8 protein-coding genes are annotated in these 15623 nt (G+C 69.6%); 4 read left to right on the top strand and 4 right to left on the bottom strand.

The genetic code is table 11. The features are described 5' to 3' along the window. Window positions 1-26 precede the first annotated feature (26 nt). Window positions 27-2381 (bottom strand): AbfB domain-containing protein, encoded by a 2355-nt coding sequence (locus ACLQ27_RS05985; protein WP_425865867.1) that lies wholly within the window; start codon window positions 2379-2381, stop codon window positions 27-29. Window positions 2382-2627: 246 nt separating this feature from the next. Beyond that, the gene (locus ACLQ27_RS05980) at window positions 2628-4865 is read right to left on the bottom strand and encodes an ATP-binding protein (protein ID WP_425865866.1); all 2238 of its coding nucleotides are present in this window, start codon (window positions 4863-4865) and stop codon (window positions 2628-2630) included. 316 nt (window positions 4866-5181) lie between these two features. Here ACLQ27_RS05980 and ACLQ27_RS05975 point away from each other — a divergent pair, with 316 nt between their 5' ends. Then, the gene (locus ACLQ27_RS05975) at window positions 5182-8808 is read left to right on the top strand and encodes a LamG domain-containing protein (protein ID WP_357492835.1); all 3627 of its coding nucleotides are present in this window, start codon (window positions 5182-5184) and stop codon (window positions 8806-8808) included. 158 nt (window positions 8809-8966) lie between these two features. Beyond that, a complete protein-coding gene (locus tag ACLQ27_RS05970; RefSeq protein ID WP_357492833.1) occupies window positions 8967-9185 on the top strand; it encodes a hypothetical protein in 219 nt (72 codons plus the stop codon). A 553-nt stretch (window positions 9186-9738) separates the two neighbouring features. Here the strand turns inward: ACLQ27_RS05970 and ACLQ27_RS05965 are convergent. Continuing rightward, window positions 9739-10953 carry an MFS transporter gene (locus tag ACLQ27_RS05965; RefSeq protein WP_425865865.1) on the bottom strand — a complete coding sequence of 405 codons (1215 nt, stop codon included), beginning with the start codon at window positions 10951-10953 and terminating at the stop codon, window positions 9739-9741. Between the two features lie 674 nt (window positions 10954-11627). Between ACLQ27_RS05965 and ACLQ27_RS05960 the strand changes: the two genes are divergently transcribed. Continuing rightward, the gene (locus ACLQ27_RS05960; RefSeq protein ID WP_357492829.1) at window positions 11628-13409 is read left to right on the top strand and encodes a hypothetical protein; all 1782 of its coding nucleotides are present in this window, start codon (window positions 11628-11630) and stop codon (window positions 13407-13409) included. Window positions 13410-13674: 265 nt separating this feature from the next. Here the strand turns inward: ACLQ27_RS05960 and ACLQ27_RS05955 are convergent, their stop codons facing one another. Next, on the bottom strand, window positions 13675-14658 hold the full coding sequence (locus tag ACLQ27_RS05955) for an NAD(P)-dependent alcohol dehydrogenase (protein ID WP_425865864.1): 984 nt from the start codon (window positions 14656-14658) through the stop codon (window positions 13675-13677). A gap of 103 nt (window positions 14659-14761) precedes the next feature. Between ACLQ27_RS05955 and ACLQ27_RS05950 the strand changes: the two genes are divergently transcribed. Further along, a complete protein-coding gene (locus ACLQ27_RS05950; protein ID WP_425865863.1) occupies window positions 14762-15478 on the top strand; it encodes a TetR/AcrR family transcriptional regulator in 717 nt (238 codons plus the stop codon). The last annotated feature ends 145 nt before the right edge of the window (window positions 15479-15623 follow it).

The raw sequence follows: 15623 nt of genomic DNA, 5'->3' as shown, positions 1-15623 counted from the left end.
GTTGGTCAGCGCACGGTCCGCCGCTGTCAGGGGGCCCAGGGGGCGGCGATGGTCCAGGTGCTGTCGGCCGCCCAGAGGGTGGGCCTGTTGTAGGCGTCACCGCCCGCGCCGTTACTGAGCCAAACCTCCGAGTTGTAGTGCCGGAGGTACTTGCCCCGGAAGTTGTACGACTCCAGCGACACGCCGCTTCCGGTGAGCCCCACGCGGGCGCACCAGGTGGCGTCGGCCCGCAGGAGCGCTGACCCGTCGTTCGGCGAGTTGCGGACCCGGGAGTCCTGGTGCCGCAGGTACTGACCGGGATAGTTGACCGACTCGAAGGAGTAGCAGGCGCCGTCGGCCAGGCCGGGCCGGATGGTGTACGTCGCGTCGTTCTTGAGCAGCGCCGAGCTGCCCGCGTCGACCACCTCCGTGTACGCCAGGCCGTTCTGGTGCCGCAGGTACCGGTTGGTGTAGCCGGGAGTGGTGACCTGCAGGGAACGCCGGGTGTTGACCGGCAGCGCGACGGGTGCGGAGCTGCCGATCGTCCGGGAGGTGTTGATGAGTGCGGTGTTGGCCGCGCGGACGCGAGCCTGGTCCATCTTGACCACCCGCCGGTCGTACGTGAGGAAGCCGTTCAACTCCCCCTCCTGGTCGGCGATCTCGGTGTAGATCGAGGCGCTGAGTCCCTTGCCGAGCATCAGGTTCTGCGCACCCTCCACCAGTCCCACGTACCGGTCGGTGAGCGCGGCGGAGGTGGGCTGCCACTCGTAGGCGAAGAACTGCCCGTTCGGGCTGTACTCGTGGCCCGGGGTGTGCAGGCCCAGGCCGCCGAACTCGCCGAGCACCGCGATCCGGCTACTCGATGGCGAGGGGGAGTCCGGGCCCAGGTACACGTGCCAGTCGTCGATGTCGCCGTTGCCGGGGTCACCGAGGGACTGGCAGCAGTTGTGCCCGCTGTGCGGGTTGACCAGTCGGGTGGGGTCCTGATTCTTGATGTTCTGTGCCACGCGGCGGGTGTCGGCCAGGGTGCGCTCGCCCCAGCCCTCGTTGTAGGGCGTGTAGGCGACGACCGCGGGGGAGCTGCGGTGCTCGTCGACGATCTCGCGTGCCTCGCTCTCGAACTGCGCCTGCTGGGCGTCGGTGGGGTCGATGTTCTGCGCGGTCAGCGACGGGATGTCCTGCCAGACCAGCAGGCCGAGCCGGTCGGCGTGATAGAACCAGCGCTGCGGTTCGACCTTGATGTGCTTGCGCACCATGTTGAAGCCCAGGTCCTTGTGCTTCTGCAGGTCGAAGGCGAGCGCGGCGTCCATCGGCGCGGTGTACAGGCCGTCCGGCCAGAAGCCCTGGTCGAGGGTGCCGACCTGGAAGACGAACTGGCCGTTGAGCTTCGGTCGCAGCACCCCGTTGACCATGCCGGTGGTGATCTCGCGCATTCCGAAGTAGTGGAGGGTCTGGTCAACAGTCGCGCCGCCGGCGTTGCGCAGGCGGATCCGCAGGTTGTAGAGGAACGGATCGTCGGGTGACCAGCGGCGGGCGTTGGGCACCGGGACGCTGAAGTCGGTGAAGCCGCCGGTGGCGGAGCCGACGACGGTGGCGCCGTCGAGCGCCTCGGCGAGCACGCTGTGCCCGCTCACGTCGCCCCGGGTGAAGACCCGGACCCGCAGGGTGTTGGTGCTCAGGTTCGGGTAGACGTCCACGCTGCTGATCGACGCCGCCGGAACCGGCTCCATCCACACCGTCTGCCAGATACCGGAGCTGGGCGTGTAGAAGATCCCGCCGGGCTGCTTGGTCTGCTTGCCGATCGGGGGCAGGCTGCCGTTCTGCCGGGTGTCGGTGGGATCCCACACCTTCACCACGATCTCGTTCGCGCCGCCGTTGAGTTGCGGGGTCACGTCGAAGGTGAAGGCGTCGTAGCCGCCGGTGTGCGCGCCGACCCGTACGCCGTTGACCCAGACCGTGCTCTGCCAGTCCACCGCGCCGAAGTGCAGCAGGGTCCGCCGGCCCGACCAGTTGGGCGGGACGGTGACGGTGCGTCGGTAGAACAGGTAGTTGCGGTTGTCGTTGGCGGCCCGCTGGACACCGGAGAGTGCGCTCTCGACGGGGAACGGCACGTTGACCCGCTCGGGCAGATCGGTGTTGAACTGCGGGGCGTCGTCGGTGCCGGACTGGCGCAGCTGCCACTCCCCGTTGAGGTTGAGCCAGTCCGGTCGCGTCATCTGTGGTCGCGGGTACTCCGGCAGGGGCGTCCCGGCCAGCGCCTGGCTGGTCCACGGGGTGGTCAGTGGCGGCGTCTTGGCCGGGGCGGCCCGCACCGGTCGGGCCGGTGCGGCGAACACGCCGACGACGAGGGTGAGGATGAGCAGTAGGGGCAGGGCGGGGCGGGCGGGGACCTGACGTGTCATGCCGTCTCCGAGGGGCGGGTCGCCGCGGGCCGTGCAGCTGAGCCCGCAGCGCGCGGGCGGTGGGCATCGGGTGGCTTCTCGAACGCGGACGGCGGATGTCGGCGGGATTCCCACCCACAGGCAATGGTGATCCGATCGACATCCATCACCACCCGTACAACGTTATAGAGGCACCTCGACCACTCAGTCAATTGCCGGCGGTCAATGGCAGCGCCAGACCGGGCGTGACCGGTACTTCGGGGCACCTCAGCGCAGCGCGGCGAGCTTGGCCTCGATCGCGCCGGTGCCGGCCTCCCGCAGGGACACGAGGATGTCCAGCGCCTGCTGCCAGGCCACGCGGGCCGGGCCGGCGTCGCCTGCGGCGAGGTGAGCGTCGCCGAGGCTCACCAACGCATCCGCCTCCAACCGTCGATGACCGATCTCGCGACGCAGGCGGACGGCGTGCTCGTGGCAGGTGACCGCCTCCGTGAACGCGTCGAGCTGCAGGTGGGCGTGCCCGAGACTGGCCCACGTGATCGCCTGGCCGAGGACGTTGTCGACCGACGTGAACAGGGCCAGTGCCTGATCGCAGCTCTCGATCGCGGCGTGGTGGTCACCGAGCTGACCGTGCGACCAGCCGACCGCGTTCAGCGCGAAGGCCTGGCCGGTGACGTGTCCGGCCTGCCGGTGCAGGCGCAGCGCCTCCAGCGCGTGGGCGAGGGCCTGCTCGGGACGCCCGGTCCGATCATGGATCCACCCGAGGTTGAGCTCGACCCGGGCCTGCCCGGCGAGGTCGCCCAGCCGCCGGTACCTGTCGTACGCCAGCTCCAGGTGGCGCTGCGCGTCGGCGTACTGCGCAAGCGCGATGTCGGCGAAGCCGAGCACCCCGTGGGCGTACGCCTCGGCCCGGTCGTCGGCCAGCCGGACGGCCGCCGACAGCGCCGCCCGCAGGCTGCTGGTCCAGTCCTGGAAGTAGCCGCGCTGGTTGAGGTAGGTGGTGATCGCCCAGGCGAGGTGACACGTGTGGCGGTCGAATCCGTGGTCGCTCGCCAGCCGCAGGGCCGAGAGCAGCACCGGGTGCTCGTCGGTGAACCACCACATCGCGGCGTCGCGATCGGCCAGCGCCACCGGCGCGACCCCGGGCCCGGGCGGGTCGATCGGCAGCCGGTCCCGCTGCGGATAGAGCAGCTCGTCGGCGGCGTACGCGACGGACAGGTAGTGGTCGAGCAGGCGGGAGCGGGCGGCGTGACGACTCGCCTCGCTGTCCTCGGCCGCCGCCAGCTCGGTGGCGTACGCGCGCAGCAGATCGTGGTACGTGAACCGTCCCGGGCGGTGCTCGGTGAGCAGGTGGGCCCGAGTCAGCTCGGCCAGGTGGCGGTGGGCCTGCGCGAGCGTGATCCCCGCGATGCTGGCCGCCGCCGCGACGGCGAAGTCCGGGCCCGGATGGACGCTCAGCAGACGGAACAGCCGGGCGGTGGGCTCATCGAGGGTCCGGTACGACCACGACATGACCAGCCGCAGGTCGGTGACCGGTTCGCCGCCGTCGAAGGCATCCAGGCGCCCGGCCACCGGGCGCAGACTGGCCGCCAGGTCCATCAGTCGAAATCCACTGTGGATGGCCGCCCGGGCGGCGACGACGGACAGCGCCAGGGGCAGCCCGGCGGAGGCGCTGACGATGGCGTCCACGGCCTCGGGCTCTGCGGTGACGCGCTCCGCGCCGAGGCGTCGGGTCAGCAGTTCGCGGGAGTCGGCCCCGGACATGACGTCCAGGGTGATCGGATCAGCGCCGTTCACACTGACCAGACCCAGGAACTGGTCCCGACTGGTGACGAGGACGAAGCAGCCCGGAGCGCCCGGCAGCAGCTGGCGTACCTGGTCGGCATCGCCCGCGTTGTCGAGGACCACCAGCACCCGCCGGCCGCCCAGCAGACTGCGATATCGAGCGACCTGCTCATCCAAGGCCGTCGGCGGACGGGCGTCCGGTCCCGCGAGCGCGTTGACGAATCCGGCGAGCGCCGTGCTCGGGCTGACCGGGACGCCACCCGGGTCGAAGCCGCGAAGGTTGACGTAGAGCTGGCCGTCGGGAAACTGCGCGGCGACGCGATGAGCCCAGTGCACCGCGAGCGCGGTCTTGCCCACCCCGGCGGTGCCGGAGATGATCGCGAGACCCATCGCGGTCGGCTGATCCGCCGCTCGGGCCAGAATCCCGTCGAGGCGGGCCAGCGCATCGGCGCGGCCGACGAAGCCGAAGCCGTCCGCCGGCAACTGCGCCGGAACGCCGCTGCTGGCGGCAGGGGTCGGCGTACCGGAGAGGAACCGGTCCCGTCGGACCCCGCGCAGGCCGAAGGCGTCGGCCAGCAACAGCATCGTCGCGGGTCGCGGTCGCGCGATCCGTCCCGCCTCAAGGTCCCGGAGATGCCGGACCGACAGCCCTGTCTTCGCGGCCAGATCCTCCTGCGTCAGCGCGCTGTGACGCCGCAGCTCCTGTACGGCCTCCCCGAACACGGGGATCACGGTATCGACGGCTTTCAGTGCGGGCAATCGGCCATACGACGCATGTGATCGGTCGGTGGTGACAGCGGATCTGCCGGAGGAGGTCCGCGATCGCCGTCACCGTCGGTCGTGCGCGCCTCTCGTATGGACGATCTTGCCCGATTCGAGATCACTCACCGTGGTCGATGTGGACACCCCCTCGTTTGAGCCCTACAGTCTCGCCACCGGTTCACGTTCAATCACGGGGGTTGAGATGGTGCCTGGCCGCTCGATGCTGCCTGCCTTCTTTCTGAGACGTTCCCGATTCACCGCCGCCAGCGTCGCAGCCGTGGTCGTGGGTTCCCTGCTCATCGCGCCGTCATCCGTCGAGGCGGCGGCGCCCGCCGCGGAGCCCGCCAACCCGTCGGTCGCACCGGACGCCGCGTCGGCCGTCGCCCAGGCGAAGCGTTCCGGCCGTCGGGTGGAGGTCGCCGACGCCCGTACCGAGCTGACGCAGGTCTTCGCGAACCCGTCCGGCGGTTTCACGTCGGAGTCGGCGGTCACGCCGCAGCGGGTCCGCCGTACGGACGGGTCGTGGGCGCCCGTCGACCTGACGCTGCGAGCCGGGGCGGGAGACTCGCTGCGTCCGGTCGCCTCGGTGGCCGACGTGCGGTTCTCCGCCGGCGGCAAGGGCCCGGCGGTGACGCTGGTCCGACAGGGGAAGTCGCTGACCCTGTCCTGGCCGGGTGGGCTGCCGAAGCCGACAGTCAGCGGGGACTCGGCCACCTACCCGGAGGTGCTACCGGGCACGGATCTGGTGCTTCGGGCCACCCGGAGCGGCTTCACGCACGTCTTCGCGGTCAAGAACGCACAGGCCGCGGCCAACCCTGCGCTCCGCACGCTCCGCTTCGACCTCGGCGGCGACGCCCGCGTGGTGCGCGGCGCCGACGGACGGCTTTCCGCGATGGCGGGTGCCGAGGTGCTCGCCTCGGCGGAGCCGGCCGTGATGTGGGACTCGAACACCACGCCGTCGGCCGTCGCGAGGTCGATGGCCGGCGGTGACGCCGAGGGTGGCCCTGAGCTGGCCCGCTCCACGGCGGCAGCGCCGGGCGACGTCGCGAAGACGGCCGCCGTCGGTGTCGAGGTCGCCGGGGGCGACCTGGTGCTGCGTCCGGACACCGGCCTGCTCTCGACCGCGGCGGCCTTCCCGGTGTTCATCGACCCGGCGTGGTCGACGGGCAAGTCCCGGTGGGCGTACGCGACGAACAACAACACCAACAACACCGACACGTCGGTGGCGCGGGTCGGCCGGGATCCGGACAGCGGCAAGCTCTACCGCTCGTACTTCGACTTCCCGCTGACCTCGATGAAGGGCAAGCACATCGAGTCCGCGTACGTCCAGATGAAGCTGGACCACTCGTGGTCGTGCGGGAACACGCCGACGTACCTGTACCACTCGGCGGGCATCTCCTCGACGCCGCGGACCGCGTGGGCGCCGAAGCTGAACAGCTTGAAGTCGACGGCGCAGTCGCACGCGAACGAGGGCTCCGGTTGCTCGGACTCGCCGCAGCCGGACATGACTGTCAACTTCACCGGCTCGGCCGTCACCAGCATCATCCAGACCCACGCCACCAACAAGTCAGCCAGCATCACCATGGGTTTCTGCGCGTGCAGCGCCACCGACGGCTCGGGTGAGTCCACCACCGACCGCTGGAAGAAGTTCTGGCCGAACAGCGCGAAACTGATCGTCGACTTCGACTCCATCCCCGGGGCGCCGAACAATCTCCAGGTTCACGGGGTCGCCTGCCCAACCGGCCAGCGGATCGGCATCGGCACGCTGAACCCGACCTTGTCGGCGATCTATCCGGACGCCGACACCGGTCAGGCGCTGCGCACGACGTACGAGTGGCTCCAGATCCCCACCACCGGGGGCTACAACGACTCCACGCCCCGCAAGACGGCGCCGGCGGGGGCGTCGGTGCCGGCCAACGGTCGCTCCACCACGGCCGCCCTCTCCGGTCTGGTCGAAGGCGGCGCCTACGCCTTCCGGGCCAGGTCGACCGACCCGTCGCCGTACAGCATGACCAGCGCCTGGTCCGCGTGGTGCGAATTCACCGTGGACACCAAGGTTCCTCCGGTGACCGTCAGCCTCACGTCGTCGAACCCGAACCCCCTGCCCGGTACGGTGGCGACGTTCGGCCTCAGCACCACCGACACCACGGTGGCCAAGTTCCGCCACGGCTGGGTCTCCCCGACCAACGAGGTGCCCGCGGTGAGCACCTGCGTCAACGGACCGTCGGGCACCGTCTGCACCAAGACCGCCACGGTCTCCGCCATCGTGCCGAAGTACGGCCTGAACACGTTCCAGGTCTCGGCGGTGGACAGCACGGGCAACATCGGACGGGCCTCGGTCGAGTTCACGGCGAGCCGGCCGTCGCCGGCCGTCGCGCGGTGGGGCCTGCAGAGTTACCCGGGGGTGACCCAGGCGCAGGCCCTGGCCGACGGTCAGCCCGCACTGGGAGGCGACACTCCGTTGACGGCGACGAACGTCACCTGGCCGAACGACGTGCGCCTGGTCGGCGGTCAGGCGGCCACGCTCGGCGGACCCGCCACCGGCGGTTACCTGTCGACGTCCGGGCCGGTCGTCAACACGACGAGTTCGTACAGCGTGGCGGCGTGGGTGCGGCTGCCCAGCGTGCCGGCGAACAACATGGCCATCGCGACGCAGAGCGGTGCGTGCGACTTCGGGTTCTTCTTCGGCATCGTCCAGGTCTCGGGAGTGCCGAAGTGGAACGTCACCATGCGCAATGGTGACTGCACCGGTGCTGCTTACACAGTCCTGCACGCGCCCACCGCGATCTCGGCCGCCGATGTCAACCGTTGGCGGCACGTCGCCTTCTCCTACGACCAGGCGGCCCGCACCCTGACGCTGTTCGTGGACGGCGCGGCTGTCGCTTCCACGCCGTGGACGACCGCGTGGAACGCCGCCGGCCCGTTCCACGTCGGCCGGAACTACGCCCAGAACACCAAGGTTTCCGACAACTTCTTCAACGGATCGCTTGTCGACGTCCAGGTCTTCGACCGGGCGCTGGTGGGCGACGACTTCACCGGCCAGCTCGCCGAGACGCCAGGCTCCGGTGGCGTCGACGAGCCGGGGATGCTGAGTCCGACCCTGGTTGGTGACTGGGACTTCAACGGGGCCGTCCCCTGCTACGTCCAGTCGACCGACCCGGACCTGTGCAACGCCCCGGAGTCCGGTCAGTTCGGTCGTCGTCTCGGGTTGACCGTCGGTACCGACGTCGGCAGCGACAGCCGCAGCTTCCTGCGGTTCAACTCGCAGGGGCTGGAGGACCCCAACCAGGTCACCACGGAGTACGGCCACTCGATGAAGAACGTCGGTGGCGCCTGGCAGGACACCCGAGTGGCGAAGACAAACGACTCGTTCTCGGTGTCGGTGTGGCTGCGGCCGGAGTCGCTCGGCATCCAGACGGCTGTCGCCCAGATCGGCACCAGGAACTCCGCCTTCTATCTGGGGCAGCGGACGAAGACCGTGAACGGAGTCACCGGGAACTGGTGGTCCTTCAGCCTCTTCGGACTGGACACGTCGCCCCAGAACGGGAATGTCGTGGACATCATGATGACCTCCCGGCAGATGAACGCGGAGGACGACCTGTCCACCTGGACCCACCTGGTCGGCGTCTACGACCTGGGCCGCCGTGAGGCCCGTCTCTACGTCAATGGCGAGCGCGTGGCCGCCGTGCCGTTCCCGGGCACCTTCACGGGGGCTTTCGACGCCACCGGGCCGGTCTGGGTCGGTGCCTCCCAGTACCAGCCGCCGGGCCAGGCGGTCCAGATCGTCGACAAGTGGGATGGCGACGTGTCGAACCTCAACCTCTATCAGGGGGCACTGACCGACGTCGACGTCAAGCAGCTCAACGACAGGCAGTCGGTGGCGGACGTCACGCCTACCGACTGATCCGCTCACGGTGTGCGCGCCGGCCGGCCCTCGGGCCGGCCGGCGCTGTCCTTGGCAGTCGTACCAGAACGTCAACCAATCTTCGGAACGGTCGCCTGTGGAGACATGGGTGAAACACACCCTTCGGACAACCCGCAAACCCCTACGCCCGCCGGCAGGTGGGAGCCGACTCCGCCGTGCTGACCGGTACGTTGGCCGTGTCGACGCTGTCCGTGCCGACACAGGCGGCGGCCAAGCCGCAGCCGCACCTGACATCGCAGCAGGAGAAGCTCGACTCTGACGGCGTGCCGGCGAAGGGCCGGGCGTGGCCGGTCAAGAAGGTGCCCAGCGCGCAGCTCACGGCACCGGTCTGGCCGAAGCCGGGTAAGGGTCCGTGACGCTGCCCGCCCCGGCTACCGGCCAGCGTGGGGTCGCGGCGTCGCGGGTGCGTGCCGGTGCCCTGCCGGTGACGGTGGGCCGGGCGTCCAGCACCGCGGGAGCCCGGACCGACGCCGTCTCGGTGGAGGTGCTGGATCGCGGGCAGCACCGTCGCCTCTCGTAACGGCGCGGGTCGCACCTGGCTCTTCGACGACCATCAGGGCACGCAGAGCGTGGCCGTCGACGTGTCATCGATCCTCCGGGTACTCCGGGCGGTGGTCACGGCGCGGGTGCTCCCCACATTGTCTCGGAGTTCCTCGACAGGTTTCTCGGCTTCGAGGACGGGGTGATAACGGGAATCTCCATCGTGCTTCCTCGAGGTGACCGGGAGGGTCGCCAGATCGAGTTGCAGATCCAGGCGCTTGACCGCACGTCGCCGGGTCAGGATGGCCCGCATGGGCCACTGTTCGGATGGAAGTTGGTGCACATACGCATGCGGGGTGTGCGCGAATACTGCCTCAGTGAAACCGTTCAGTACCCTCTGCAGGTGCGTTCCGGCCACCTCGCCGAGCCCTATCGCGTAACCGCGGGGCTGGCCGAGGGACGACCGATGGTCGGCGCGGACCCGCCACTGCGGCGCAGCCGCGTGTCCGCGGCGAGCAACGTGAGGGCGGCCAGCGTCAGCAGTCCACCGATGAGTGCCAGGGGGCGTGCCCCTGAGATCGGCAGGAGGGTGCCGCCGAGCAGCGATCCGCCGGCGATGCCGGCATTGAAGGCAGTACTGACGCCGGCCGACGCGATGTCGGTGCTGCCGGGAGCCAGTTGCAGCATCCGGTTCTGCACTGCGGAGCCGAACGCCGCGTAGGCGAGGCCGATGGCGGCGAGAAATGCGACCGCGCCGTGCCGGAGCGTGCCGAGCGCGTACATGCCGAACAGCGCGGCAGTGCCGATGCTCAGCGGCGTCAACAGGGAGGCGATGGGCCGGGCGTCCAGCGTCCGGGCCGCGGCCAGGGTGCCGAGTACGCCCGCAGTGCCGGCGGCGAACAGCAGCGGCGCCAGGGCCGCGTCGGCGAAGCCGCTGATGTCGAGCAGGAACGGTGTGATGTAGGTCTGCAGGGTCATGAAGCCGCCGATGCCGAGGGCGGTGGCGATCAGCAACACGGCGAAGCGCCGCCCGTCCGGCGCGGTGCCCCGGGCCGCGCCACCCGCTGCCGGGGGATATGACGGCAGAAGGACGAACACCGCGGCGGCGATCGCCAGACCGGCTCCGGCCAGCGCCGCGAACGCCACACGCCAGCCGGCCTGCTGCCCGAGCCACGTGCCGAGCGGTACGCCGAGCACCGGGGCGAGTGTCGCCCCGGTCGCGAACAGCGCCACCGCCCGGCCGCGCACGGCGACCGGGAACGGCCCGATCACTGTCGCCGTGGCGACGGACCAGAACATCGCCTGGGCGAGAGCGGTCACGAGACGCGAGCCGGCGAGCACCGCGTACGTCGGGGCGAGGGCGGCGGCGGCGTTCGCTACGGCGAACAGGAACATGGTGGCGCCGAGAAGGTGCCGCCGGGGAATCCGCTGGGTCAGTCGGGTCAGCGGCACCGATGCCAGCACGACCACGACGGCGTACCCGCTGACCAGCAGGCCCACCTGCGAGCGGGACCGGTCGAGGTCGGGTGCGATGTGGGTCAGCAGGCCGACGGGCAGCAACTCCGTCGTGATGAACGCGAACGCGGCGAGGGAGAGCGCGACGAGCACGGCCCTGGCCCTTCGCGGTGACACCTCTGACGCCATGGCCCACCCCCGTTCCTGGTCACCGTAATCGAGGGCCCGGCCCCCGCTCATGCTGGTCTGGCGTCGGGTCACATCTTCGGCTGTGGTCCCTGGCCTGGCGATGCGGACGCACGAGCTCGTGATCTCAGTCATTGCCTGCCTCTCACGCCAGTCCCTCCCGGCTTGGCGAACCAGGCCATAGCGGCAGACCCCTAATCCGACAACTCGGCTGCTTGCGACATAACGCTCATAGGACCGGGCGTATGGCTTGCCGCCCCGTCCAATCGGATGAGTCCGTCCTGTATCCACCTGTTTACCGTGGGTGAATCGGGCGGGGTGGCGAAGGAGATGAGGACGCGCATGAGCCGGACAGCGAAATGGATCGTGACCGTGGTTGGCGGGTTCGGTCTCGCAGGGATCGTCTTCTTGACGGTTCTACGGGTGGCGTCCGAACTCGACGCCAGGTGGACGCTGGCTGCGGCAGCGGCCGCCGCCGCAATCGGCCTGGCGACGGCGATCGGTTCGTCGTGGGTGAGTCATGGCGGGAACCCACCGCCAGCCACTGAGAGAAGTCAGACTGTTTCGCACTCCCGTCTGCGGAGCAACTCGGGAAGCGTCATAGGGAACGCGCGGAACGTCCACATCAACGCTGATCGGTCGCAGGTGCGCGAAAGGCGCGGCAGGCGGGAGCGGTCGTGACCGAGGCCGGCAACCAGACGGTCACCAACGCTCAGCTTCGCAGCAAGTCTGGGTCCGTCTTCGGGAACACACGTGATGTTTTCCTCTATGACGTCTACCAGGAGAACAAGAACCACTACGTAGTCAACAACCACTTGTACGCCCGGGAAGATCTCGCGATCACCTGCGGGAAACTGGAAACCCACGCGCCCGAGGAGGCCTGCGAACTCTTCGACGAGGTGACGCCGATCGAGTACCGTCGACTCGTCCTTCGGACCCTCGCTGCGCAGCATGCAGCGGACATCTTGACGATGATGGCCGGGAAGCACGATGGCCTGATGCGGTGCGCCGAGCACCTTGGGCCGATGGACAGCCAACATGCGTGGCGGATCATGCAGTCGCTCAACGCGCGAATCCGAGCGGGCGCGATGACACGAATGCGCCCGGAGCAGGTTGCACGGCTGCTCACCTATCTAGGTCGGCTCAAAGGCCCGCTTCCTAACGCCGGCCATCCGGCTCCCACCGGACCCGCCGTTGTCGCCCAACTGCTGTCGAATATGGCTGCAGTCGACCCAAACGCAGTCAAGGTGATTCTGACTCTGCCGGAAGTTCGTGGGGAGGCAGCAGCGTGGCTCAGTCAGGTGAACCCCTCCGGGCTGGCGGCCTTGTTCACCCGGATGAGTCCCGAGGAAGCTGGCGGCCATCTCGAAGCGATGCCGCCGGTCCGATCCGCCGCCGTGATTGCTGCCGGCCTACCGAACCGATGGCTGGCCGTGATGGCCCCTGATTGCGCCGCTCGGACCATAGCCGCCTTAGCGCTCCTCGACGCGGACAGGGCTGCGGACTGCCTCAGACTTCTCGATCAGGACACCGCGGCCAACCTGCTCGCCAAGATGGACGACGATCGTGATCAGCGACCGGCCGTCGTCCGCAAACTGGACTCCAAACTTGCGGTGGCGCTGCTCGCCAGCGTGCACCTCCAGGCATCCCCCGACATCGCTCGGGCCCTGTTGAACGAGCAGCCGGACTGGCGACGCGTCACCGGCACCTGGCCATGGTTTTCGGCGGCCGTCCTCGCGGTGCAGACGGCCGACACCTTCGGTGGGGCTGGTCGGCTATGGTGGCGGCTCCGCCGGGCCTTCGCGGACTGGACACCCGAACTACGCGAACGGCGGACACGGGACGCAAAGATAGCCGCTATGACAACGGTGGCCGCTGTCATAGTCGCGTTTGTCGTATGGCCGGACACGCCGGCAGGGACCGCGGCACCGGCGCCGGCGGCGGGAGGAGCACAAGGTGCTGTGGCGCCGCCTTTCACCCTCTTCTCGGAGGACTTGCCCCTGATGACGAATCGCGGGATCTGGTCCGCGAGCGAATGTCCACGTTGGGGACAGCAGGTGGATGTGGTCGCCGACCAGCCCGTCATCCTGCGGCTTGTCTGCCTGGTGGGACGGGCTCAACCAGCCACGTCGGTGGCCTATCTGCAGTACCCGCCAGGCAGCATTCCCTTCAGCAATCGGCCGACCGAGGCTGATAGCCCGGCTGTGGGTGCCACCGTTTATCGAGTCCTGACGCCCCCCGAGAAGACCTGGACCGGGCACGGGCGCCACGGTACGTATCTCGAATATTTGCCGGACAGCCACAAGTCCGCGATCTGGTTGGAGGAGCAGGGCGACGTTGCGATGGCGATGGTATTGTTCGGCCCCGATCCGGCCGGGATGGACGATGCCGCATTGGGAAGGCTGTTCACCTCGTTGCGACTGGTCCTCTCCGAGCACGGATACACCCTCGGCGCTTAGCGGCCAACCGGCCCATGTCCTCGTGTGCGGACCTTTGAGGCACCACCTGCGGCGATCGGATCAGCCTTCCAGGTACGAATGGAAGTTGGCTGGCAAGCAAGATTGTTGGCGTCGCGGCTTTCGACTTCGGAGGTGTCGTCGTGTGGCAGTAAGCTCGGTCATCCGGCCGACGCCCGCCCACACACGCCGCTCAAGGCTTCGGTCGGTCGGTCGGTGGTGGCTGGGGCGCCGTGATGGGGCAGGAAGTGTCGTCGAGCGGTGGCCGTCAGATGGTGATGACGACCTTGGCCCGCGCGTGCTCGCCTTCGAGATACCGGATGGCCGCGGGCACCTCGTGCAGTGGATACGTACGGTCGATGACCGGGGTGAGGCGGCCGGCCTCGACGTGGGCGCGCAACGCGTCGAGGTGCTGCCGGCCCGGTGTCGTCGTGAGCGTGACGATGCGCTGTCGGACCAGCGGGGCCAGCAGCCGTCCGCGAGCGAGCAGCCCGACCGGCCCGATGAGGCTGCCACCGTCGTACACGCCGCCGCCGGAGAGCACCAGCGTCCCCGTGGGTGTCAGCGCCCGCCGCAGCTCCCTGAGTGAGCGGTTGCCGACCAGGTCGAACACGACGTCGTGGCGGTCCGCGCCGCGGGTGAAGTCGTCGCGGCGGTAGTCGACGACGTGGTCGGCGCCGAGCGAGCGGACCAGGTCGACGTTGCGGGTGCTGCACACCCCGGTCACGGTGGCGCCGAGCGCCTTGGCCAGTTGCACGGCGAGGGTGCCGACGCCGCCGGAGGCGCCGTTGATGAGCACGCGGTGGCCGGGCTCGACGCACCCGGCGTCGCGCAGGCCCATGAGCGCGGTGATACCGGCCAGGGGCAGGGCCGCCGCCTGCTGCGGGGTCAGGTTCGCCGGCATCGCCGCGACCAATGTCTCGGGCACGCACACGTACTCGGCGAACGCCCCGTTGGCCTCGCCGAGGTCGCCGAACACCGCGTCGCCCGGCCGCACCTGCCGGACGTCGGCGCCGACGGCCTCGACCCAGCCCGCGAAGTCGCGGCCACGGATGCGCGCCCGGGGCCGCGTCCGGCCCATCGCCAACCGCGCCATGCGGGGATCACCACGCATGGCATGCCAGTCGTACGCGTTGAGCGAGGCCGCCTCGACCCGTACGAGCACGTCGCCCGGGGCGGGCGTCGGCGCGGTGACCTCGGCGAGCTTGAGGGTTTCCGGTGGGCCGTATCGGCCCTGAACGATCGCCTTCATGATCCCTCCCGAAGGGTGTACGGCGTACACTGACGGTAGGTGTACGCCGTACACCTGTCAAGGCGGTTATGGTTCAACGACCGCCGGACAGGACGAGGACGAGATGGCTGAGCAGGCTGAGACGCTGCGCCGGACGCCGCTGAGCAGGGATCGCGTCCTGCGTGCCGCAGTGGCGCTCGCCGACGAGGCCGGCATCGAATCACTCAGCATGCGCAACCTCGCCCAGGACCTGGGCGTCGTGCCGATGGCGCTCTACAAGCACGTGGCCAACAAGGACGAACTGCTCGACGGCATGATCGACGTGATCGTCGGCCAGATCGACCCGCCCGCGTCCGACACCAACTGGAAGGACGCCATCCGCCGGCGCATCCTCTCGGCGCGGGAGGTGCTGCGCCGCCACCCCTGGGCGGCGCTCGCGATCGAGTCCCGGAACATGGCGACGCCGGCCATCCTCGCCTACCTCGACTCGGTGGTCGCGACCTTCAAGGCCGGCGGGTTCTCCGCCAACCTCGCCCACCACGTGATGCACACGATGGGCAGCCGGGTGCTCGGCTTCAGCCAGGAACTGTTCGACGCCTCCCGCCAGGCCGGTCGCTCCGGAGCCAGCAGCCCCGAGCCGCCCGCCGCCCTACCGCCGGAGTTCGCCGACCGGTTCCCGCACCTGGCCGAGATCGCCGGGGCGGCGTCCCACGACGACCAGTCGGTCGTCGGGCAGGGCTGCGACGACCAGTTCGAGTTCGAGTTCGCGCTGGACCTGCTGCTCGACGGCATCGAACGGCTCCACCAGCAGGGCTGGACATCGCCGCGGCGAGGTCGGTGATCGAGGCCCCGCACCGCCGGCTCGGCGAGGTGGCGCGCGGCCCTGATTCTTCACTCCGATGTCACCACGCGACCCCCCGGGTGACGTGTCGATGTCCGTCGGCCGGAGTTGGCTGTCAGCCGTCGCACTTGCCTTGACCAGGAGC

This window comes from Micromonospora sp. DT63 (genome assembly GCF_049841615.1).
GTDB lineage: Bacteria > Actinomycetota > Actinomycetes > Mycobacteriales > Micromonosporaceae > Micromonospora.
The sequence above is the reverse complement of the archived record's forward strand: the minus strand, read 5'-3'. Positions and strand labels throughout refer to the sequence as shown.